At 32.2% G+C, this 23,747-nt stretch carries 22 protein-coding genes; 12 read left to right on the top strand and 10 right to left on the bottom strand.

Annotated elements, in window-relative coordinates:
- Positions 1-4 precede the first annotated feature (4 nt).
- The 10 genes from AC3QL1_RS11130 to AC3QL1_RS11085 all read right to left on the bottom strand — a co-directional run bounded on the left by AC3QL1_RS11130 (position 5) and on the right by AC3QL1_RS11085 (position 10,430).
- Positions 5-460 carry a T9SS type A sorting domain-containing protein gene (locus AC3QL1_RS11130; protein WP_492491343.1) on the bottom strand — a complete coding sequence of 152 codons (456 nt, stop codon included), beginning with the start codon at positions 458-460 and terminating at the stop codon, positions 5-7.
- 34 nt (positions 461-494) lie between these two features.
- Positions 495-1,454, bottom strand: coding sequence for a hypothetical protein (locus AC3QL1_RS11125; protein WP_492491342.1), 960 nt, complete (start codon positions 1,452-1,454; stop codon positions 495-497).
- A gap of 167 nt (positions 1,455-1,621) precedes the next feature.
- Complete coding sequence (locus tag AC3QL1_RS11120; protein WP_492491340.1) at positions 1,622-3,073, bottom strand: lipopolysaccharide biosynthesis protein; 1,452 nt, start codon at positions 3,071-3,073, stop codon at positions 1,622-1,624.
- A gap of 23 nt (positions 3,074-3,096) precedes the next feature.
- The gene (locus AC3QL1_RS11115; RefSeq protein ID WP_492491339.1) at positions 3,097-4,452 is read right to left on the bottom strand and encodes a bifunctional cytidylyltransferase/SDR family oxidoreductase; all 1,356 of its coding nucleotides are present in this window, start codon (positions 4,450-4,452) and stop codon (positions 3,097-3,099) included.
- A gap of 38 nt (positions 4,453-4,490) precedes the next feature.
- Positions 4,491-5,807 carry a CDP-glycerol glycerophosphotransferase family protein gene (locus AC3QL1_RS11110; protein WP_492491337.1) on the bottom strand — a complete coding sequence of 439 codons (1,317 nt, stop codon included), beginning with the start codon at positions 5,805-5,807 and terminating at the stop codon, positions 4,491-4,493.
- 17 nt (positions 5,808-5,824) lie between these two features.
- The gene (locus AC3QL1_RS11105) at positions 5,825-6,955 is read right to left on the bottom strand and encodes a DegT/DnrJ/EryC1/StrS family aminotransferase (RefSeq protein WP_492491335.1); all 1,131 of its coding nucleotides are present in this window, start codon (positions 6,953-6,955) and stop codon (positions 5,825-5,827) included.
- A 14-nt stretch (positions 6,956-6,969) separates the two neighbouring features.
- Entirely contained in the window at positions 6,970-7,947 is a 978-nt protein-coding gene (locus tag AC3QL1_RS11100) for a GNAT family N-acetyltransferase (RefSeq protein ID WP_492491333.1), read from the bottom strand.
- Between the two features lie 75 nt (positions 7,948-8,022).
- Entirely contained in the window at positions 8,023-8,625 is a 603-nt protein-coding gene (locus AC3QL1_RS11095) for a trimeric intracellular cation channel family protein (protein ID WP_492491331.1), read from the bottom strand.
- A 111-nt stretch (positions 8,626-8,736) separates the two neighbouring features.
- Positions 8,737-9,585, bottom strand: a complete 849-nt coding sequence (locus AC3QL1_RS11090; protein WP_492491330.1) for a hypothetical protein — start codon at positions 9,583-9,585, stop codon at positions 8,737-8,739.
- Between the two features lie 101 nt (positions 9,586-9,686).
- Positions 9,687-10,430: an RDD family protein gene (locus AC3QL1_RS11085; protein ID WP_492491328.1), complete on the bottom strand. Its 744-nt coding sequence runs from the start codon at positions 10,428-10,430 to the stop codon at positions 9,687-9,689.
- Positions 10,431-10,450: 20 nt separating this feature from the next.
- Here AC3QL1_RS11085 and AC3QL1_RS11080 point away from each other — a divergent pair, with 20 nt between their 5' ends.
- The 12 genes from AC3QL1_RS11080 to AC3QL1_RS11025 all read left to right on the top strand — a co-directional run bounded on the left by AC3QL1_RS11080 (position 10,451) and on the right by AC3QL1_RS11025 (position 23,713).
- Entirely contained in the window at positions 10,451-11,428 is a 978-nt protein-coding gene (locus AC3QL1_RS11080; RefSeq protein WP_492491327.1) for a stage II sporulation protein M, read from the top strand.
- Between the two features lie 13 nt (positions 11,429-11,441).
- The gene (locus AC3QL1_RS11075; protein WP_492491326.1) at positions 11,442-12,215 is read left to right on the top strand and encodes a DUF4129 domain-containing protein; all 774 of its coding nucleotides are present in this window, start codon (positions 11,442-11,444) and stop codon (positions 12,213-12,215) included.
- A complete protein-coding gene (locus AC3QL1_RS11070) occupies positions 12,208-13,413 on the top strand; it encodes a DUF4350 domain-containing protein (protein WP_492491324.1) in 1,206 nt (401 codons plus the stop codon). Before AC3QL1_RS11075 ends, AC3QL1_RS11070 begins: the two co-directional genes overlap by 8 nt.
- Positions 13,414-13,629: 216 nt before the next feature.
- On the top strand, positions 13,630-14,643 hold the full coding sequence (locus tag AC3QL1_RS11065) for an AAA family ATPase (RefSeq protein WP_492497565.1): 1,014 nt from the start codon (positions 13,630-13,632) through the stop codon (positions 14,641-14,643).
- A gap of 49 nt (positions 14,644-14,692) precedes the next feature.
- Positions 14,693-15,301 (top strand): hypothetical protein, encoded by a 609-nt coding sequence (locus tag AC3QL1_RS11060; protein ID WP_492491323.1) that lies wholly within the window; start codon positions 14,693-14,695, stop codon positions 15,299-15,301.
- 33 nt (positions 15,302-15,334) lie between these two features.
- Complete coding sequence (locus tag AC3QL1_RS11055) at positions 15,335-16,666, top strand: DUF58 domain-containing protein (protein WP_492491321.1); 1,332 nt, start codon at positions 15,335-15,337, stop codon at positions 16,664-16,666.
- Between the two features lie 44 nt (positions 16,667-16,710).
- Positions 16,711-17,613, top strand: coding sequence for a hypothetical protein (locus tag AC3QL1_RS11050; RefSeq protein ID WP_492491320.1), 903 nt, complete (start codon positions 16,711-16,713; stop codon positions 17,611-17,613).
- Between the two features lie 251 nt (positions 17,614-17,864).
- On the top strand, positions 17,865-18,653 hold the full coding sequence (locus tag AC3QL1_RS11045; RefSeq protein ID WP_492491318.1) for a TrmH family RNA methyltransferase: 789 nt from the start codon (positions 17,865-17,867) through the stop codon (positions 18,651-18,653).
- A 233-nt stretch (positions 18,654-18,886) separates the two neighbouring features.
- Positions 18,887-21,109, top strand: coding sequence for a RelA/SpoT family protein (locus AC3QL1_RS11040; RefSeq protein ID WP_492491316.1), 2,223 nt, complete (start codon positions 18,887-18,889; stop codon positions 21,107-21,109).
- 20 nt (positions 21,110-21,129) lie between these two features.
- Complete coding sequence (locus AC3QL1_RS11035) at positions 21,130-21,678, top strand: hypothetical protein (RefSeq protein WP_492491315.1); 549 nt, start codon at positions 21,130-21,132, stop codon at positions 21,676-21,678.
- Positions 21,679-21,886: 208 nt separating this feature from the next.
- Entirely contained in the window at positions 21,887-22,345 is a 459-nt protein-coding gene (locus tag AC3QL1_RS11030) for a Fur family transcriptional regulator (protein WP_026981862.1), read from the top strand.
- Between the two features lie 96 nt (positions 22,346-22,441).
- Complete coding sequence (locus AC3QL1_RS11025; protein ID WP_492491314.1) at positions 22,442-23,713, top strand: adenylosuccinate synthase; 1,272 nt, start codon at positions 22,442-22,444, stop codon at positions 23,711-23,713.
- Positions 23,714-23,747: the final 34 nt, after the last annotated feature.

Below are 23,747 nucleotides of genomic sequence, written 5' to 3'. Positions count from 1 at the left end.
AAAGTTATTGTTTTACAATTTTAATTGTTTTTTGTTCACCATTGTTATAATTTAAAACAACCATGTAGATTCCGGCTTGATAGGCTCCAAATGCTAGAGTCTGCGAATCTGTTTTTTCAAGGTTTGACAATGATTGCAAAAGCACTCCATTTATACCATACACCTGCAGAGTTGAAACCTTATTATCATTCCCTAATTCCCATTTTAAAAACAATTCCTCTTTAACAGGATTTGGATAATATGAAATCACATCATCGTTAAAAAACTTCTGCAAACTTTCATCCTCTAAAGCTACTTCTTCTTGAGCAGGAGCATTTTTTCCAGTTGTTGAAGGACAGTTAAGGCATAAGTAACGTTTTATCTGGTTTCCTGCTGCATCATATTCAAACACAATTTTATCTGTTTGTGCATTAACTGCAAAGGAAAATGCTAATATGAATAGCGCTATAAAGTATTTCATATCCTGTAATTATAAGTTTGTAAATAAAGTAGATTTATTTTGTAGCAATTAATGCTTTAACCTGTGCTTTTAATTCTTCAATTTCTTTATTTTGCTGAATTAAATATAATGTAAGCTCTTCAATTTTTTCTTGTTGGATTTTTGTCATTTCTCCTAGTTCTAATCCATTTTCTTTAATTTCTTTAGCAGAGGGAACATTCTTTAAATGGCCATTTTTTGAAATATAATTTTCAACTTCTTTCAAATTTGGTAATGCATAATTTGGATGAAAAACATAATCAGCCCAAGTGTTATATACTTTTACTTCTTCCGCTCTGACTTTTCCTTTTACTGATAGTCTATAAGTATCTGCACCGTCTGTAAAATTTGAAGTTCCGATGCCTATATTTGCACCTGTCAGGATATTTCCTTCTATTAAAGCACTTCCATTTTGCACCACCAATTTATGCGGGAGTCCAGGAACATAGTCAGAATAGCCACCTATACTTAATTTAGAATCTGGCTTACCCATTTGTTGATACACTTTTCCTGTTCCATCTTCATAAACTTTAAAATATTCTGATTGACTTTTATCATTTAGAACAAGAGTACCAAAACCACCTGTTTCTGCATACACCCTAAACCTTTGATTATCTGACCTATCATCAATTGAAAACCAAAACATTGATTTTGGATCAATATTTGAAGCGGGAAAATCATAAAAATTCACCATTCTTGAACTAATACTTGTATTAACAATACTACCTCCACTGAAAATAGCACATTTATCGTTTCTATCTTGAGAATTTGTAAAAGTTTGACCATCTGGTAAACTTCCTGTAATTTCCAATTTAGCGATTGGTTTATTTGTACCAATCCCAACATTTGTATTAGTAGTTAAACTATTAGGTAATATACTCGAAGAACCTCCCAAGCCTGTGCTGATTTGGGCATTTAGAATTAAAAAGTTAAAAAAAAGTAATAGAAAAGTGTGTTTTTTTGTAATTTTCTTCATGCTTTCGTGATTTGTTAAATTAATTCTTTCAAATTTAACATAAAAAACGAATTGTCAGAAAATATTACTTTTTTTATTTACAAATTTATTAACAAGAAAATGTTTAAAACTTAAGCCTAATTTTTAAAAATAAAGTCTGATGATTTGGAGAAAAAAATCAAATAATATTAAAAAATAAGCTTTTTAATCTTTAAAAATAATTGCCAAACTTCATTTAGCTCCTCTAATTTTAATAACCAACAGAGAAACAAATAACTTACTATTCCAAGTAAACCCCCTAAAAACAGCTGAAGTATTAAATTATCTATAAAATAAGACATCACAAATACTAAAATTGCCATTCCTACTGTAGCTGTAAAAACGGGTAACATATCTTTCAATTGTTTTATTGCTCCATAGCCATAAAACTTACCTGGTAAATAGGCGTTTATAATAAATGATAGTGCTGATGTAATTACGTGTCCAATTATTATGGCTTTTACGCCTAATGGAATTGTGATAATCATTGCTATTATTGTTAAAGGCAATTTAGACAAGTCAACTTTTAGGTATAAATCTGAGCGGCCAATTGCATTTAGTAAATTCATATTAATAGCACTCATAGGAAGAAAAATACGTGCAAAAACCATCCATTGTAAAAGCGGAATCAAAGAAATCCATTTTTCGGTAAGCAACAATATAATGATAGGTTTTGCCAGTAAAGCAATAAGCGTCATAAGCGGGATAATCAAAAAAGCCGACATACGAATCATTCGACTATAAATAGAAACTAATTTTTGCTTATCATTTTGCACCGCTGCAAGAACAGGAAACGTGGCTTGTTGCAGAATACTCACAATTGTTCCTGCTGATAAATCTGCAAAACTCTTCGCTCTGGTATAATATCCTAATGAAGCTGTAGGGTAGAACTTTCCTAAGCAGATATTATAAACGTTATTTAACAGTTGAGCATATAAACCTGCAATTAGAATTTTTGATCCGTAACGAAATAAAGAATCAAAAGATTTTTTAGAAAATAAAATTGATGGACTCCAACTACTCAAAAACCATAAAGCAACTGATGAAGCCAAAGCCCCAGTCAAATTTTGAATGACCAATGACCAAACTCCATAACCCTGCATTGCAGCAATCACACCACATAATCCGCCAACAATTACAGCTATTACATTACTTTTTGCAATAGATTTGAAATCGATTGCAATAGTTAATTTAGTTTTCTGAACTATTGAGATAGCATTTAAAAACAAACTTACGCTTAACACACGCACTAAATCTGTTAATTGCGGCTGATTGAAAAAAGTCGATATATAAGGTGCTGAGAAAAACAACAGCACATAAAAAAAAGTACTTACTAATAAATTAAAAACAAATACTGTCGAAAAATCTAGATCAGTTCTGTCTTGTCGCTGAATTAATCCTACTCCTAATCCACTTTCTATAAAAGCTTGTGACAAGGCTATAAAAATGGCAAGCATTCCTATTAATCCAAAATCCTCCGGCAGTAAAATTCGGGCAAGTAATACACTCACAACAAATTGCCCTATCTGAACAGCAAATTTATCAACAGCAGACCAAAAAATTCCTTTCGTTGCTATTGATTTTAAGGAGGTATTATGCATCTGAAAATGATTAAATTATTTTCTTAAAGTCGTACATCTATCACTTGACCAGTATATTTAGACAATAAAGTCTGAATACATCTTTGTGCGACAATTTCCGGCTGCAATAAAGTATCTTCGGGTTCATTGCCAAAGTTTTTTATTCTCATTGGTGTTTGAGTACGTTCCGGATTCATGCAATTTACTTTAATATCATGAATTTCCCATTCTTGTGAAATCGCCTGTACAAAATTAACCGTAGCAGCTTTACTTGAAGAATAAATACTGTAAAATGCCCTTCCTCTGGTATAAGAACTTGAAGTAAAAAACAAGACTTGCCCTTTTGATTTTTTTAAATAAGGTAATGAAGCAAGGGCAATGTTAACCATTCCCAAATAGTTTGTGTTAATCGAATCAAGAATGTTTTGATAATTCATCATTTCGAGTGGTTCTTTATATAAAATTCCGGCTGTATTTATTATGAAATCGATTTTATGCTCTATTTGAAATACTTCTTCAAGAGCGTTCTTAACAGCTTTCATATCGGCAACATCTACACTATTTTCACTTCGGGAAAAACTATAAACACGAATTCCGTATGACTTTGCCAAATCTACAATACTCTTTCCTATGCCGTAACTGCCTCCAAAAACAACCATAACTTTATCCGATAATAACGCTTCTGATAATGTTATATCTTCAATTTCGACAGATCGCAACTGAAATAATTTGTCCAGTAAATAGGTATCTTCCGGATAAGTTAATTTCATATTTACCTCTTCTCCATTTACAACATAAATTTCTTCCTCCGGCAAATATTTCTTAACTACGCCGCAATCATCGGTTGCTTTAAAATTTTCATCTTTCAGCGCAAGCTTATACGCTTCTGCAATAATCTCTTGCCTAAAGCCCTGAGGGGTTTGACCACGTCGCATTTTTATTCTCTCGGGAATAGCCGTTATAATATCATTTTCAACCTCAATAATCGTATCAGCCGAATTAATAGCGACATCAACAGCTTTATAACTCTTCATTGCTTTTACAACATCATTAATAATCCTTTGACTTATCAAGGGACGTGCCGCGTCATGAAAAATTAAATTAGCTTCTTTTTGATCATCGTAAGCATTAATTGCCGCAAGACTGGAATGATATCTTTCTTTTCCTCCAATTAAAACCCGCTTCACTTTTTTCCATTGGTTTTTAATAATCATATCCTCCACCATAAACTGGTAATGATTATTTATAACAATAGCAATTTCATCAATGAGCTGATTTTTTTCAAATGCATCAACAGCATGTTCTATAACCATCTTTCCGGCAATTTTAAAAAACTGTTTAGGTAAAGATTTTTCAAGCCTAATTCCTGTTCCTCCCGCTAAAATGACAGCTATATTCATCTAATTTTTTTAATAAATTTTATTATTCTTCAAAAGAATTATTCAAAAATCTGAGTTTCTAAATAATTCATTATGTTTTGAGATGCTGTTAACTTATTTTTTTGCATTAAATTATTCTGCACAAAATCATTACGTTTTTCTTTCATTGAATCATTTTCATTCAGCACAACATTTTCAATAAAATCGATCAGTTGATCTTTATTTCTGGATTGATAATGTACTGCCACAGCTTTTTCTCCAAAATCACTCCATTCTTTCATAACAGCTTCATTTCTAACCATAAAAAGAGATGGTTTACCTGTAATAAGATATTCAGCCATAAATGAACCACAATCATGAATTAAAGCATCTGAAGTTAAAAATAAATCCCCGTATTCAGAATTTTCAAACTGACCATTTTCTAAATTTATCCATTTATTGTAATATTCATCTGTTTTTTCTTTGCCCCAATCCAGATCATTTTCCAGCTTAACTCTTAGTAATGGATGTGGTTTAAATGCTATCTGCAATTTGTCTTTGTAAATAACAGCCAATTCTAAAAACACATCAAAATATTCTAAAAAGTTAGACACTTTATTGAGCTCTTTCATAGAATGGTGCGGTGCCCAAATAATTTTTTTCAACGCAGCGTTTTTGTTTTTCCAAATGGAATTATCCGGCGTTTTATTAATCAATAACGGATCGAATCCTGGATAACCGGTTACAACATTATTCTTTCCCTTATTTATTTGTTTTTGAAATGCAATCTCTTTATGAATAGGAGTTTCAGAAAAAATTCTCCAAACCATATTATGAAAATTCAAATTATAAAAAGCATCGTAATTTGTTGTCATGATCGCATAAGGAACATAACAGGTTAAAGTTTCAGAAAACTGTTTTATGTAATATCTATAATCCTGCAAACCTTCATACGGATTCGTAAAAAAAACAATATCCGGAGAAAAAGTCTTTTTTATATCTAAATATTCACATGTTTCTTCGTTATAGGTTTTAATAACATTATATCCTTTTTTTTGAAATGAGTCAAATGATTTATTCATTTCAAACAGCATATTTTCCATACCGAAATTTACCGCTGGACAAACAAATATTTGAGGCTCAAATCTGGGATGTTGTGACATTAAATCAAAAAGTACATCATACTTCCAAACCGATTCGTGAATCAAAAAGAATGCAACTTTTACTTTCTCTTTTTGTCGAACAATTTCAAGTGCTTTTTGATGTTTTTTCGGTGCTTGTTTTATTACATACAAATCACGTAAGGTTCTTAACTTCGTGAAGTTATAAATCCTGATAAGTGAAAACCATATTTTTTCAGGGACGTATTTCTTGATTGTTAATTTTAATTCTGTCATTTTTTATCAGATTAAAATTAATATCTATTTAAAGCTTCAATAACAAAACTTACTTCAGACTCAGTCAAAACAGGACTAATAGGCAAACTCAAAATTTCATTGTGAATCTTTTCCGTTATAGGAAACGATAAATCATTCCAGTTTACAAATGCTTTTTGTTTGTGTGGCGGAACGGGATAATGAATTACAGTCTGAATATTATTTTGCGTTAGATATTTCTGCAAAGCTTCTCTGTTTTCTGTTCGAATAACAAACAAATGAAAAATATGATTCTCTGAAAAATCCCAAAACGGAAGCGTAATTTTTTCGTTTTTAATTTCAGCTAAATACCTTTTGGCAATCGCGCGGCGTTTATCATTATCAGCATTTAGGTTTAGTAATTTTAAATTTAAAAACGCAGCCTGAATTTCATCTAATCTTGAGTTTACGCCAATATATTCGTTATAATATTTTTTTTCAGAACCGTAATTACGAAGCGAATAAAGCACTTTTGCCAATTCTGGATCATTTGTAGTTACAGCGCCGCCATCACCTAAACATCCTAAATTTTTTCCGGGATAGAAGCTATACGCCTGAGATATTTTTAGATTTTCTCCTGTGTGAAATTTGGAATTTGGAATTTGATTTTTGGAATTTACAACCGCAACTGCTCCATGCGCTTGTGCCGCATCCTCAATTAATAAAAGATTATTTTGATTCGCAATTTTAGTTATTTTATCCATTTCAGCCAATTGACCGTATAAATGAACCGCTAAAATCGCTTTTGTTTTTGATGTAATTTTTTCCTGAATCAAATCAGGATTTATGTTGTAAGTTTCTAACTTTGGCTCGACAAAAACAGGAACTAAATCTGCTTGCAAAATTGCTAAAATACTGGCAACATATGTATTCGCCGGAACAATAACTTCGTCTCCTTTTTGAAGTTTTCCTAGTTGAATGTAACCCTTGAAAATCAAAACTAAGGCATCAAAACCATTTCCAACTCCAATACAATAATCAGTTTGGCAATATTCGGCGAAAGCCTTTTCGAAAGCTTCCACTTCTTTACCTAAAATATACCAGCCATTCTCTAAAACTAATTTCAGTTTTTCCTGAAATGCAGCTTCGTATGGTTGATTTACTTTTTTAAGATCAAGAAATGGTATCATTTATTTTTTATTGGTTAAACAAAAATACCATTTAACTTATTATAATTTGAGGTTTCGACTTCATAAAAATCATGAATTATAGTACTTGCGCCAAAACTTTCTTTCCAGTATGATAACCCTTCATTGAGATTTTTACCTTGGTTTTCATTTGAAATTCCGAAATCAAAAAAACGTTTTTCAGCAAATCTTTCATTAATTAAATAAGAAAATAAAAAATCTAAACTTCCTAAATTTTCTGAATTTTCATTTTTTGAAATGTACTGGCAATGTGCAACTGTTTCGGTTTCAAAAACAGTTGTTCCGGCGACAATTTTATCTTCCAAATAAACATTAAACTGATGAATATTTTTAGGAAAAAAAGATTTGAGAGAATTCATTTCTTCTATCGAATGAACCGGATTTGCATCATGTTTTGATTTTAAATTCGGAATCAAAACTTCATTCCAAAACAATTCAAAGTCATTTTCTTCCTTAATAATCAATTGACTGGAAACCGCTTTTTGAAAACCTCTTTTTCTAAGTTTTGAAACAGTATTTTTTTGGGATAAATCAATTACAGAAAGTGAATCACGTCGAATTAATTTGGCTTCTGCCAAAAACAAACTATATAAAATTTCATCGGAAGGTTTAAGATGATAAATTGACGGAAGTGATTTAAAATATAGCTTTTGGAAATTATTTTCATTCAGAAAAAATAAAACAGCCTGAAAAATTTCTATAACGGCTGCCTGTTTCGTTTGTTCTTTGCAAACCAAACTTCCATAAGTTAAACCCTGATGTGAATATAAAATTTTGTCTATTTTATTGGAAGGCAAAACACTTACTAATTTCTGATCTTCAAAAACCAAAAGCGAAAAATCTTCAAAACGATCCTGGTGATATTCCATAAAATCACGATGAAACAAAAACGTAGCATTTTTAGCCTGAGCGATAAACTCATTCCAGATTTTATAATCGTTTTTCTCGTATTTTTTTATGGTATACTTTGTCAAAATTTCTTTTTTTTCTGCTCCTAATTTTCACAAATTAATTCGAGTTAATTCGTGAACTTCGCGACATATTTTTTCTTATTTATGCTCAAATGCCGGTAAATACCATTTGAATTTCACTGCCATTAATCGAACTGAAATAATCACAATCGAAGTGACAAGATACAATACATCATCTTCCAGATTCAGTTTTCTTAATCCGAAAAATACAATTCCGCCAAAAATGCAGATTGTAGCATAAATTTCTCTTCGAAAGATTGTTGGAATTTCGGTACACAAAATATCTCTGATTACGCCGCCAAAACAAGCTGTCATGGTTCCCAAAGCAATACAAATTACAGGATGCAAACCGGTCATGATACCTCTTTCAAGACCAATTAAAGTAAAAACGCCAAGTCCAATTGTATCAAATAAAAATAAAGAAGTACGCAGTTTATCAAACTTTTTTCTGAAAAGAATCGCAAGTCCGAAACCTAAAATAATCACATAAACATATTGCAGATTCTGCATCCATCCTACTGGCGTTCTGCCAATTAAAACATCACGAAGTGTTCCGCCGCCAACTGCAGTTACAAAAGCAATGATAAAAACCCCAAACGGATCCAGTTTTTTATGCATTGCAGTTAAAGCGCCGGACATGGCAAAAGCCATTGTACCAATAATATCTAATAAATGAAACATTCTTTTCGAGGTTCAAAGGTTCAGAGGCGCTAAGGTACAAAGGTTTTCCTTAGTCTGACACAGACAGGAAAAAGTTGGTTCTTTTCTCTTGTTTTTCGTCTTATCAGAACATTACTTTTTTACATAAATCGGACTCCTTTTTAATAAATAAGAAACTGAATCTATCCAGCTGTCTTTTAGTTTCAGGAAAGGCTGACGCGTTTGTGAGTAAATTTTTGTGCCGTTTTTATACATGTCAAAATAAACATTGTAATAGTAATACATTTGCTGATTGGCAGTTGTTGTCGAATAATCTGTCGATTTTACTTTTTTATCATTATTGCTCACCGTTGTACTTCCGCTTCCGTAAGTTGAAGCTGTTGAACTTGTTGACATGGTGTATGAAATTTTTGCCGCCACAATATTATCAACACCAAGAATTTTTTGAAGATCTTCAATAGGTGTTTCATCAATATTATTATGATCAATTCCGGCTTTATGAAGCAAACTATTTGTGGTTCTTAAATCCTGAACCGTTAGCGGAAAAATATTGGCTGATTTGTCTAATAATTTATTGTACATATCATTTTGGGCAAATTTTGCCATATCTTCTGAACTTTCCTGCGTATCTGAATTCACATACGGAATGGGCAAAACAGCAATTGTATTCGGTTTAATTTCCTGAACAGCTATATTTTGGTTCGGAGTTGTTGAAGTAGTATTTCCGGAACTAACATCAAAAGTCTGAGATCGTCCGCTGGCAAAATCAATTCTGGCAATTTGAGAAACATCAAGCGAAATTTGCACCGTTTCGCCCGGAAGGGAATATTCTACCGTTTTATCAGATATTTTTGCAATCGTACCTTCTATAATCTGATAATCTCTTTTGATAATTTTATCGAGTTTTTTTGTTCCTTGTGCAAAAGCAATAACCGAAACAAACAGCATTAGTATAACTGCAAAAGCTTTTTTAATTCTCATAATATTTCTAATTAAGTCAGATAATAAATAGTAATAGATTCACTTACAAACAAAGTTAAGAAAAAACTTATTACTTAAATCATTTAAAACAAGCGACTTAATTACATATTCTGAGTATAGAAATTATAATCTTTTAAAATAATACGAAGAAAATCTTTATCGTTTCCAGATTGATTTTTGATTCCCGTAACACTTTCAATTTTAGAAACTAATTTTTGAATTGTTTCATAATCGTTTTTAATTTCTGCTTTTTGAAACGTTTCCTTAATGATTCTCATATCATTATCGCTCAATTTTATAACCAAAGGATACGTTGGTACATAAGCATTTCCTATTTCTTCCAGAATAGTATGGCTAATATTAATTTTATTTTTTAAAGTGATAACGGCAGTTCCTGCAACCATATCGCCTAAACGCTGTCCTTTTTTGCTTGTTATTACAGTAAAAAAAGCAACGATTCCAAAAAATATACTAAGATCTACGAGCCTGAAAAACCAGCGCATTAAATAATCGCCAAAACCTGCCTGGTAGCCATCAATCTTAACCACTTTTATTTTGACTATTTTTTTACCAATAGTTTGTCCTTCAAAAATACTTTCTAAAGTAATAGAGTAAATAATAACCGGAAAATAAAGCACCAAAACAATAGTCATTCTGGACCAGGTATCTAATTTATCAAGCAACCTGTCTATTTGAAGCCAATAAAAAACAATACCCCAAATAACAATTATATAAGCTACTTTTATAGCAAAATCAATTAAATGAGAACCTATTCGTTCCCCAACAGACGCTGCTTTAAAATTTATTTTAACATTTTGGGTTGTATTAATTGATAATTCTGACATATTTTATATTTTAGCCTACAATGAGAGAAGTTGCCTTCATAAAACAAAATAAAGAAAAATGGCTGGAATTTGAGCTAGCTATTTTTGGTAAAGCTAAAAAAAATCCTGACGAGTTAGCTAATTTGTACATTCAAATGATGAATGACTTGTCGTATGCCCAAACTTATTATCCAAAAAGTAAAACAGTAATTTACTTAAATCATCTTGCCTCACAGATTTACCAAAAAATTTATAAAACAAAACGAGCGGAAAAAAACAGATTTATAGAGTTTTTTAAAACCGAGGTTCCACTTTTGGTGTATGATTACAGAAGATATTTAATGTACGCTTTTGTTTTATTCTTTATAACTGTTGGTATTGGTGTGATTTCAGCGCGATATGATCAAAATTTTGTTCGCTTAATTTTAGGCGACGGTTATGTAAATATGACTTTGGAAAACATTAAAAAAGGTGATCCAATGGCGGTTTATGGCTCCGGAAGTAATTGGGGAAGTTTTGTTGGCATTACCATGAACAACCTTTATGTAGGCGCCAGATGTTACATTTATGGTATTTTTGGCGGACTTGGAACTTTTTATATCTCGCTCCAAAACTGTATTATGCTGGGTGCGTTTCAGTACTTTTTTTATGAGCAGAATGTCTTTTGGAAAAGTGTTCGCGGAATCTGGATTCACGGTTCGATGGAAATTTTTGCTATTGTAATTGAAACGGCTGCTGGATTTATTTTAGGCGCTTCCATTTTGTTTCCAAAAACTTTTTCGAGAATTAATTCTTTTAAAATAGGATTTAAAAATAGTTTCAAAATATTCCTCAGCACATTTCCATTCACGATTAGTGCCGGGTTTCTTGAAGGTTTTATTACCCGATATTCCATCGATATGCCCAATTGGTTAAGCAGTTTAATCATTTTGGCAACGCTTGGTATAATCTCTTATTATTATCTGGTTTATCCTTTTATTGTACAAAAAAAAACACAGTTATCTGCCCAATTGAATTAATCAGGAACCAGTAATGAATAAAATTTTCTTCATTTTAACTTTTCTTTTTTATTGCAGTATTTCAATTGCACAGGATTCTTCGGCTACTGTTGAACCGCCAAAAGTTGAATCTGTAAAATATAGCGAAAAAGATATTCAGGTCGATTCAAATAGTATTGAAGCCAAAAAATTCAAAAAAGATTTCAAAAACAAATACAAAGATTCTGATTTTGTTTACGAAGTCAAAGCACCGGAAAAAACTGCCTGGGATAATTTTAAAGAATGGCTCGCCAGTATTTTTAGAAGTATTTTCACTTTTAAAGATCCGGAAACATCACTTAATATCGTTGTCATTTTCCTGAAAGTAATCGCTGCTCTGATTATTATTTTTGTGATTTATTTAATTGTAAGAGCAATAATTGCCAAAGAAGGACAATGGATTTTCGGAAAAAATGCGCACAAAAAAACCATCTATTATTCTGATATTGAAAAAAATATTCATCTTTTAGATTTTGAAAAACTCATTAAAGAAAGTATTGCATCCGGCGAAAAAAGAATCGCCGTCAGGTATTATTATCTTTGGTTATTGAAAGTAATGGCGCAGAACCATTATATAGAATGGGATATTGAAAAAACCAATTCTGATTATTTATACGAACTTCAAAGACCGGCTCACAGAGAAGAATTTACGTATTTATCATACTTGTACAATCATATTTGGTACGGCGAATTTGAAATAGACGACAGCACTTTTATTAAAGCCGAAAACCGATTTAAGAAATCCTTAAAAACATTTAGCAATGAGTAAATCCATCAAAATTTATATTGCTATTCTGATTTTAGTTTTCGTCGTAATTTTAATAGCAGACCGCAACCAGTCAAAACCAATTGATTGGCGTCCAACATATTCTGTCAATGACAAAATCCCGTTTGGATTGTATGTTTTTGACAAAGAGATCAACGGGCTTCTAAAAAATCAAAAAATAGAAAGAGTATCTGCCGTAACACCTTATGAATTTTTAGATTCAAAATATGTTCCGGATACAGTAGCAGGGAAATACAAAATAAAAGGTACTTTTTTAAGTATTTCTGAGTTTGGTGAAATTGATGATCAGTCCATTTCAGAGCTTTTTTATTTTGTTTCTCACGGAAATAGCGCTTTTTTAAGCATGAAAACTTTTCCTCAATCTTTATTAGACAGTTTAAAAATTGAAATCAAAACCAGTTTTCCAAGTGAAAAAACAAATTCTGTCTGGCTGGCAAATAAAAAACTGGATCCGAAAAAATATTCCATAAGCGAACAAATGGGAAATTATTATTTTTCGAAAATTGACACTTTAAACACAACTGTTTTAGGATATCAGGGAAATCAAAAACAAAAACAAATTGATTTTATTAAAGTACCTTATATCAACGGATATTTTTATTTGCACACACAACCTGTGGCTTTTACCAATTATCATTTATTAAAAAAAGACCAGTATAAATATGCGGAAAGTGTACTTTCGTATTTTCCAAAAGGAAATATTTATTGGTACACAAAAGGACAAAACAGTGAATCGATTTCAGATTCGCCTTTGCGTTATATCATGAGTCAGCCTGCGCTAAAATGGGCGTGGTATTTATTTTTAATCGGAATTTTGATTTTTATTATTTTTAATGCCAAACGAAAACAAAGAATTGTTCCGATATTAAAACCGCTGCCGAATTTAACGCTTGATTTTACAAAAACAATCGGGAATTTATATTATCAGGAAGGCGATCACGATAATATTATCGATAAAAAAATCATTTATTTTCTGGAAAAAATTCGAAATGAATATTTACTCGATACAACAAAACTGGACGATGATTTCATTAAAAAATTACATCACAAATCAGGAAAAGAAGAAAATGACATTCGCGAATTGGTGTTTTTAATCAACGAACACCGAAAAAGTTATCACGGAAGTCTCGAAGAAGATTTAATCAGAATTAATAATGCAATCGAGAAAATTTTGCATTAAATGCAGCAATCATGATGTTTTATTTTAGACGAAAATATTCTTATGAAAATGATTGCCCTAGCCCCGATAGAAGTGGAAATCCTTTTGTGGCGGGGTTCGACACACAAGATTGGAACGGATAGCGGGATTAGCTCCTGAAAAAAAATAGCTTTTATCATAGGGATGGAAATGATAAAAGAAAATTATAACCAAATACAAAAGAAAACAGACCAAAACATGGACGATTTTAATACACCAGAAACAGAAATCACGAACGAAAACGTGAATTTTGAAACCAGAATAAATCTTGCTCCACTTTTAGAGCATGTTAACAGCATCAAAAAAGAACTTGAAACGGTTATTGTGGGGCAGCATAAAATGATCGACCAGCTTTTGGTTGCTATTTTATCAAACGGACACGTTTTGCTTGAAGGTGTTCCGGGAGTTGCAAAAACAATTACCGCAAAATTATTATCAAAAACGTTGAATATTGGCTTTAGCCGAATTCAGTTTACACCGGATTTAATGCCTTCGGATATTTTGGGAACGTCGATTTTCAACTTGAAAAGCTCAGAATTTGAATTTAAACAAGGTCCGATTTTCTCTAATTTAATTTTAATTGATGAGATTAATCGTGCGCCTGCCAAAACACAAGCCGCACTTTTTGAAGTTATGGAAGAGCGTCAGATTACAATTGACGGTTCTGCTTATCAGCTTGAAACTCCGTTTTTAGTAATTGCAACCCAAAATCCAATTGAACAGGAAGGAACTTACCGTTTGCCGGAAGCACAATTAGACCGTTTTTTATTCAAAATTTCGATTGATTATCCAAAATTAGACGAAGAAATCCTGATTATTCAAAGAGAGCATTTATTGCAGAATCATGGAAAATTAGAAGCCATAAAAACGATTCTTTCTGCAGAAGAAATAAAAGGATATCAGGCGCTTATCAAACAAATAAGAGTTGAACAGAATTTATTAGAATATATTGCCAGAATTGTGGTGAACACACGAGAAAATGCATTTTTATATCTTGGAGCTTCGCCTCGTGCATCGATTGCTATTTTGAATGCCGCAAAAGGTTTTGCAGCCATTCGCGGTCGTGATTTTGTAACTCCCGAAGATATTAAAGAAGCTGCTGTACCGGTTTTACAACACCGTGTTATTGTCGCTCCGGAACGTGAAATGGAAGGAATTACAAGCGCTGAAATTATCAAACAGATTATTGAAACAGTAGAAATTCCTAGGTAGTTTTCAGTTTTCAGTCGCAGTTTTCAGTTCTCAAATTAATCTTTTCTAAATGAAATTTTATAAACTATTTTCTATATCCTTAATTTGGATTTTACTTGCGGGTTTTAAGCCTTTGAATAGGGTTGAAAACACCAATAAAGCTGTTTGCTTTGCGACCGATCAAGAGCAGATACAAACCTTAATCAGAAAAGTTTATGAATGGATTGAGACTAAAAAAACGCAAACTGATTTTGATGTTGTTGCCAACAAAAAAGGCGATAAATACGTGGCATTAAATGTAAAAACACACAACAAAATAGTAGAAGAACTTAAAAAGTCTAACTTTTTTGCACAGCAATTTATTGATAATTACAATAAAATTGGATTGAAAATTGGCGATAATCTCAAAACCAACAAGGCAGAATATTTTGTTGGTGAACTTCCTCCGTACGGAAATGACAGCGATCCGTGGTGTGAATGTCAGGATAGTCCGGAGAAATTTTGGAAAACCATGAAAGTAAACAATTTGAAAATCCAAAATAATAAAGCTAATTTTTACTGGACATGGACAGAATGGAAAGAAACGCCTAAATATAAAGTAACTGCGGTTAAAGAAAATGGAATCTGGAAAATAGCGGTTCTTGATGGTTTTGATTATGATAGTTTTACTAAAATCTAGCAACACAAAAAATAAACTTTAAACTCTTTTAAATTGAAATTCATAAAAAGTCTATATCTCAATAACTTCTTTTTCTTTGTGCTTTTGGGCATAATAGGATTATTTGTTTGCGCTTTTATTTTTCCGAATTTATATAACGGAGTCTGGTTTATTATTTTAGTATTAATTACGTTTTTGGGTCTTGATATACTAATTTTATATGCAGCCAAAACCGGAATTGAAGCTTCAAGAGAAACGCCTGAAAAATTGTCTAACGGAGATTTAAATCCTGTCACCGTTTTAGTCAAAAATCATTATACATTTCCAATTTCGATAAAAATTATTGATGAAATTCCGTTTCAGTTTCAGGTGCGGGATTTTAAAATTATTAGAAATATAAAAGCTTCCGGCCAGGATAAAATTGGATATGATTTGCGCCCGACAGAACGTGGAGAATATTACTTTGGAAATTTAAATATTTATGTTTCTTCTCCTTTAAAACTGATTTCGAGAAGATTTACTTTCGATAAAGATAAAATGGTGCCCACGTATCCTTCTTATATTCAGTTGAGAAAATATGATTTACTGGCTTTTTCGAATAATTTATACCAATACGGAATCAAAAAAATTCGCCGAATTGGTCACACCATGGAATTTGAACAAATCAAAGAATATGTTCAGGGCGACGATCTTCGAACCTTAAACTGGAAAGCCACAGCAAAGAAAAACGCTTTGATGGTGAACCAGTTTCAGGACGAAAAATCACAATCGGTTTATCTGGCAATTGATAAAGGACGCGTGATGCAAATGCCTTTTAATGGTTTGAGTTTGCTGGATTATGCGATAAATTCTACTCTAGTTCTGGCAAATGTAATTCTGAAAAAACAGGATAAAGCCGGAATTTTTGCTTTCTCAAAAAAAGTAGAAAACAGAGTTTTTGCCGAAAAAAGAGGTTCGCAAATGCAAAAAATCCTCGAGACTTTATACAACATCAAAACAGATTTTTTCGAAAGTGATTACAGTCGTTTATATGTTGATATCAAAAAAAATATCAACCAGAGAAGTTTGATTATTTTGTATACCAATTTTGAAACCATGGACGGTTTAAATCGTCAAATGCCATATTTAAAAGGAATTGCAAAAAGTCATTTATTGGTTGTCGTTTTCTTTAGCAATACAGAACTGAACGAAATCATCAACAAAAAAACTGATACAATTCAAGAAGTTTACGACAAAGTAATTGCCGAAAAATTCATGTTCGAAAAACGCTTAATCGCAAATGAACTCAAGAAATACGGAATTCATTCGGTATTAACACAGCCGGAAAATCTGACTTTAGATGCTATAAATAAGTATTTGGAAATTAAGGCGCGAGGGATTTTGTAAAGGGTTATGAAATGTGAAATGATTGTTGATCTTAAAATTTAAAAATGAAAAAAGTAATTTTATCTACTCTGATTTTGGTAAGTTTTTGGTCTTTTGCTCAAAAAACCGAAACTATAATAATTCCTAAAGGAGTTGTTTACAATTACTGTAGCCCAAAAGTTCTTGAAAAAGCTAAAAAATTAATAAGCGATAACTTGTCTGATAAAAATGATTATGCAATAGTTCAAAATAATCTAATTATAGGACCAGAACTATGGAAGAGATATAAAAACAATGAACAAATACAAAAAACACAACCAGGAAAAGTAGAATTTCACGTTGACGATTTGATACTGGATGGAAAAATGAGTCACGATATTAATGATTCTAAAATAATATGGGATGAATTTAAAAATGAAGTTGCTCAGGATTATAAAATCAGAAAGGCAAATGAAGACGAATTAAAATATTATTGGTCTGTAATTTCATTTGATATCGATGAACCTTTATTAATTATTGAAACCAAAGATCATAATTATATTTTAAATTTATTAAAAAAGAATTTAAAACTACTCTGGCTCGACGAAGCTCCAAAAGGCCATAATAACAAAGTAGAAAAAACTGAGTCAGTTTCTAAAGGAATTCAGGAAACAAAACTTGAGCAAGTTGTACTATTAAGTTCTGACGAAGAAATAAATAAAAATAGTTCAGTTGACGACATTAACTTAATTATAGACAAAACAAATCTAATATTTGAAGAGCTATTCGAAAACTCATTGAAACCCGGCAAAATCATGGTTCAATTTGAGTTGAATGAAAAAAATAATGATATTTTATTTGCAGTTAAAGATTTGGATCTGGAAATTATGAAAGAGTTTGAAAAAAGAATTAACAGTGAAAAATATCCAAATTCAAAAAAAGATTCGATAAAACTTCAATTAATTTTTAAAGTAAATTCTTTTGATTAAATGAAATAAATGATAGCAGGAAATATTCTGTAATATCAAATTTTGTTAATTTATAGCTATGATAAAAACATGAATTAATAATTTCATTAATGTTTTGAAGATTATTATTTAGCTTTAAAGTAAAAATTCGTGAATTCGTGGCAAACTTTTTTTGTTTCACCATGTTGCAAATCTACAAGATTTTGAAAACCTTGCAGGAAGAAAAAAACCTCAGTACCTTTGCCCCTTTGCAACTTTGAGCCTTAAAAAAAATGAAACAAATTACTTCAATTCAAAATCCGTTTATAAAATCTCTTGTTTTATTGCAGGAAAAAGCAAAAGCCCGTAAACAAACCGGAACATTTTTGATTGAAGGATTACGCGAAATTTCATTAGCCATAAAAGGCGGTTACGAAATAGAAACCGTTTTATTTTTACCGGAATTAGTTTCAGAAAATGAAATCAACAAATTGGTAAATGCACCAGTTCAAATGATAGAAATTAATAAAGAAGTCTATCAAAAACTGGCTTATCGCGATACTACCGAAGGAATTTTGGCTATAGCCAAAACAAAATCGCTTCAATTATCGGATTTAAAATTATCAGCAAATCCGTTGATTTTAGTAGCCGAAGCACCGGAAAAACCGGGAAATATTGGTGCCATTTTACGTACGGCCGATGCCGCAAATCTGGACGCGGTTTTAATTGCCAATCCAAAAAGTGATTTATACAATCCAAATATTGTCCGTTCAAGTGTTGGCTGTTTATTTACCAATCAAATTGCAACGGGGACTACAGCCGAAATCATTGCTTTTTTGAAAGAAAAAAAGATTGATTTTTACTGCGCGACTTTACAAAATTCAACTTCTTATCACACTCAAAATTTTACCACTCCAACCGCTTTGGTTGTTGGGACAGAAGCAACCGGCTTAACTCAGGAATGGCGCGATGCTGCAACTCAAAATATTATAATTCCGATGCAGGGAGAAATTGACAGTATGAATGTTTCTGTTGCTGCTGCGATTTTAATTTTTGAGGCGAAAAGACAGAGAGGGTTCTGATTTTAGATTTTAGATTAAAAATCAATTCTTCGAATTTGATTTTTAATCTTCCGCTACATGTCAGACTGAGCGTAGTCGAAGTCCTTCTGAAAACAAAATAATCTCGGTTTCGATTAATCTCCTGATATCAAATCTACCTTCAAAAATCTAAAATCTAAACTCTAAAATCAACAATCCAAAACCTTGTGTATGTTGGAACTTATTCTTATTTTTAGTACTTGAACTATGCCGTTATGATAGAAATAGATATTGAAAAAGAAAATAAAGCAATTGCGCAGGAATACAAAGAATTACTTCGAATTAGCTACCAAACTTTAAGCCCGACTGACAAAAAACTGATTCGAAAAGCTTTTGATGTAGCGGTTGATGCCCATAAAGAGCAACGACGCAAATCTGGAGAAGCGTATATCTTTCATCCTATTGCAGTTGCAAAAATTGTTGCCTCAGAAATTGGTCTGGGAGCGACCTCTATTGCCGCGGCTTTATTGCACGATGTTGTCGAAGATACCCCGATTACGGTTGAAGATATCGAACGTTTATTCAATCCAAAAGTAGCACAATTAGTTGAAGGCCTGACTAAGATTTCGATGGTTCAAAAAGATTTGAACGCTTCGATGCAGGCGGAAAATTTCAGAAAAATGATTCTGACTCTGAACGATGATGTTCGTGTTATTTTAATCAAACTAGCCGATCGTTTGCATAATATGCAAACTATGGATTCGATGGCAGAATACAAACAGACCAAAATTGCCTCAGAAACTTTATACATTTATGCGCCTCTCGCCCATCGTTTGGGACTTTATAATATTAAAACAAAACTCGAAGATCTTGGTTTAAAATATACCGAACCCGCTGTTTATGAAGATATTGTTAGCAAAATCAGAGAGACAAAAGAAGAACAGGACGCTTATATTAAAGACATTTCGGATGTTTTAAAGAAATCTCTGGATAAGGAAGAAATCGATTATATCATAAAAGGGCGCCCGAAATCTATTTATTCGATTCGTCGAAAAATGCGTGCGCAAAATGTGAGTTTTGATGAAGTTTATGACAAATTCGCTCTTAGAATTGTCTATAAAGCAGATCCGCATGATGAAAAATTTATTGCCTGGAAAATTTATTCAATCGTAACAGATCATTACAGACCGAGTCCGAGTCGTTTGCGTGACTGGATTTCATCTCCGAAATCTACCGGATATGAAGCTTTGCACATTACCGTTATGGGACCAAAAGGCCGATGGGTTGAAGTGCAGGTTCGAAGTGAACGTATGGATGAAATTGCTGAAAAAGGTTACGCTGCACATTACAAATATAAAAACGGCGCAACCGAAGAAAGCGGCTTGGATGTTTGGCTGAATTTACTTCGTGAAGCTTTGGAAAACCAGGAAACTAATGCGGTTGATTTTGTGGAAGATTTTAAAATGAATTTATATTCAAAAGAAATCTTCGTTTTTACTCCGAAAGGAGAAATCAAATCGTTGCCAAAAGGTGCCACTTCACTGGATTTTGCCTTTAGCATTCACTCTGAAATTGGAATAAAAACCAGAGGAACACGTGTAAACGGACGTTTGGTTCCGCTAAATCACGAACTTAAAAGTGGTGATCAGGTTGAAGTAATTACGTCTGCCAATCAAAAACCAACGGTGAACTGGCTTGAATATGTTACCACTTCAAGAGCGAAAAATAAAATTAAAAACGTTCTTAACGAGAATACCAAAAAAATTGCCGAAGAAGGAAAAGAATTGCTTACGCGAAAACTTAAGCATTTAAAAATAACCATCAGCGAACAGGTTATCAATGAATTGGTGAATTTTTTCAAACTAAAAACAAGTCTGGATTTATTTTACAGAGTTGGAATTGGTGCAATCGAAAATCAGCAATTAAAAGATTATGCGGCGCAAAAAGGAAATACATTTATCAATTTCTTTAAAAATAAAATCAAAAGAAATAAAGACATTACTGCTGCCGAGGATATTCATAAACCTGTCATTAGCAGTAATTATGATATGCTGGTTTTTGGAACTGAACATGATAAACTCGATTATAAACTTTCGCAATGTTGTAACCCAATTCCGGGTGATGATGTTTTTGGATTTGTGACTATAAACGAAGGAATTAAAGTTCATAAAAAAGACTGTCCGAACGCAATTGGAATGCAATCTAATTACGCGTATCGTATTATGAGCGCCAAATGGATTGACTCTTCACAAGAAGAATTTAAAGCCATTATCAACATTACAGGAATGGATGTTTTAGGACTTACCAATCAGTTGACGAAGGTGATTTCGAATAATATGAGCGTAAATATTCAAAGCATTTCTTTGAGTACCGATGCCGGAATTTTTCATGGTCAGATTGCGGTAATTGTGAAAAACAATACAATTTTGAAAAAAATGATCAACGCTATTAAAAAAGTAGATGGTGTTGATAAAGTGACGCGTGAATACAGAACTTAATTTTTTAAAAAAGTGCAATTATGAAAATTGATTCCCCAGAAATAAAAATTCCGGAAATACATTTTGATGAAAATGGCGAACTTTTAATTGTTGCTTCTGAATCTTCTTCAAAAGATGATTTCGATTTTTTTCAGGGAAAATCTGTTATCAAAAATAAAAAACTAAAGAAAAGATTTGCCAATTGTACAGAATGGATTGAGTTTCCATCTACTCAGGAAATGTATAAAATCCTGAACGGAATTGGTAATATTGATAATTTTCTTGCCAATTTTGACGGTGAACCTTTTGAAGGAATGACTGTTCGTCTTTTTAATCCAAAAACAAAATTGTGGAGCATTTACTGGGCTGATTCCAATTCAGGAACTTTAGACAAACCTGTTGTAGGCTCTTTTGAAAATCAAGTAGGACATTTTTTTTCGAAAGATATCTTTGAAGGAAAAAATGTAATTCAGGTATTTCGATGGGACGCCAGAGACGAAAATAATCCCGTTTGGAGTCAGGCAATGTCTGATGATAAGGGAAAAACCTGGGAATGGAACTGGTACATGTTTATGTCGAAAGAAAAATAAGAAAATAAAAATAAAACGTTTAGAAGAATTGTTAGTTTTATTTCAAATCAAGACAAATATGTTAATTAAGCCTGTTTGATTTTTTGAAGAAACAGGAAGAAAAAAGCCCAAAATAAGAGCATTAAAGCGATCTAAATCGAGAATTGAAAGTTAAACTTTGAAGCTGAAACTTTTATTCATTAAAATAAAAAATTATCTTTGCCAGATTATGACACTAATTTCAACTGACAACACTAAAAATCAAGAAATTGTAAAAAATGTTTTTACAATGTATCTTGAGCAAAAAGGGCATCGCAAAACTCCTGAGCGCTATGCTATACTTCAGGAAATTTACGATAGCGAAGAGCATTTTGATATAGAAAACCTTTATATCAAAATGAAAAACAAAAACTATCGTGTGAGTAGAGCAACGCTTTACAACACGATCGAGTTATTGTTAGACTGCGCATTGGTTAGAAAACATCAATTTGGGCAAAATCAGGCTTACTACGAAAAATCGTATTTCGACAAACAGCACGATCATATTATCATGACTGATTCTGGCGAAGTAATCGAATTTTGCGATCCAAGAATTCAAACCATCAAAAAAACAATCGAAGAAATATTTGATATCGAAATTACGAATCATTCGCTTTATTTCTACGGAAACAAAAAACAAAAACAATAATCCAGAAAGGAATTATTTTTAAAAAATAAAAAAAAGAAAATTAACTACATTAATCAGTGGGGTAAGTTAGATTGCCTCAACGCAAATTAAAACAGAATGACCGTAGATTTATTACTAGGATTACAATGGGGAGATGAAGGTAAAGGAAAAATTGTTGACGTTCTTACCTCAAACTATGATATTATTGCACGTTTTCAAGGAGGACCAAACGCAGGACATACATTAGAATTTGACGGAATTAAGCACGTTTTAAGAACCATTCCTTCTGGAATTTTTCATAAAAATTCAGTAAATATCATCGGAAATGGGGTTGTAATTGATCCTGTAGTTTTTCAAAAAGAAATTGAAGGTTTAGAGCGATTTAACCTGGATATCAAAAGCAAATTAATCATTTCAAGAAAAGCACATTTAATTTTACCAACGCACCGTTTATTAGATGCGGCTTCTGAGGCATCTAAAGGAAAAGCAAAAATTGGTTCTACATTAAAAGGAATTGGTCCAACTTATATGGACAAAACCGGTAGAAATGGTTTACGTGTTGGAGATATCGAATTGGAAGACTTTAAAGAGCGTTACAGAGCTTTGGCTGACAAGCATGAGGCAATGATTGCTTTTTATGATGTAGCGATTCAATACAACTTAGAAGAGCTTGAAAAAGAGTTCTTTGAAGCTATCGAAGAATTAAAAAAATTAGATTTTATTGATAGTGAAGAATACATGTACCAGGCTCAAAAAGCAGGTAAATCTATTTTATGCGAAGGAGCTCAGGGTTCATTATTAGATGTTGACTTTGGAACTTATCCTTTCGTAACTTCATCAAATACTACTGCTGCCGGAGCTTGTACAGGTTTAGGAATTGCTCCTAACAAAATTAAAGAGGTTTACGGAATTTTTAAAGCGTATGTTACCCGCGTTGGAAGCGGCCCATTCCCTACTGAACTTTTTGACGAAGTTGGTGCAACAATGGCAAGAGTTGGTAACGAATTTGGTTCTGTTACAGGAAGACAAAGACGTTGTGGATGGTTAGATTTAGTAGCTTTAAAATATGCTATTCAGGTAAACGGTGTAACACAATTAATGATGATGAAAGGCGACGTTCTTTCAGGATTCGAAACTTTAAAAGTGTGTACAGAGTATAATTATAAAGGACAAATCATTTCTCACTTTCCTTATAACATCGAGCCTGAAAATGTAACTCCTGTTTATAAAGAATTTAAAGGATGGAAGGCTGATTTAACAGGATTGACAACTTTTGAAGAATTGCCAGTTGAGCTAAAAGAATATATTGAGTTTATTGAAGAAGAGGTTGGCGTGCCAATTAAGATTGTATCTGTTGGACCAGACAGAAAGCAAACAATAACAAAATAATAAATACTAAACGCTCTGATAACCAGAGCGTTTT

This window comes from Flavobacterium sp. GW823-FHT04A11 (genome assembly GCF_058796535.1).
This window is presented reverse-complemented; position numbering and strand designations above follow the sequence as displayed.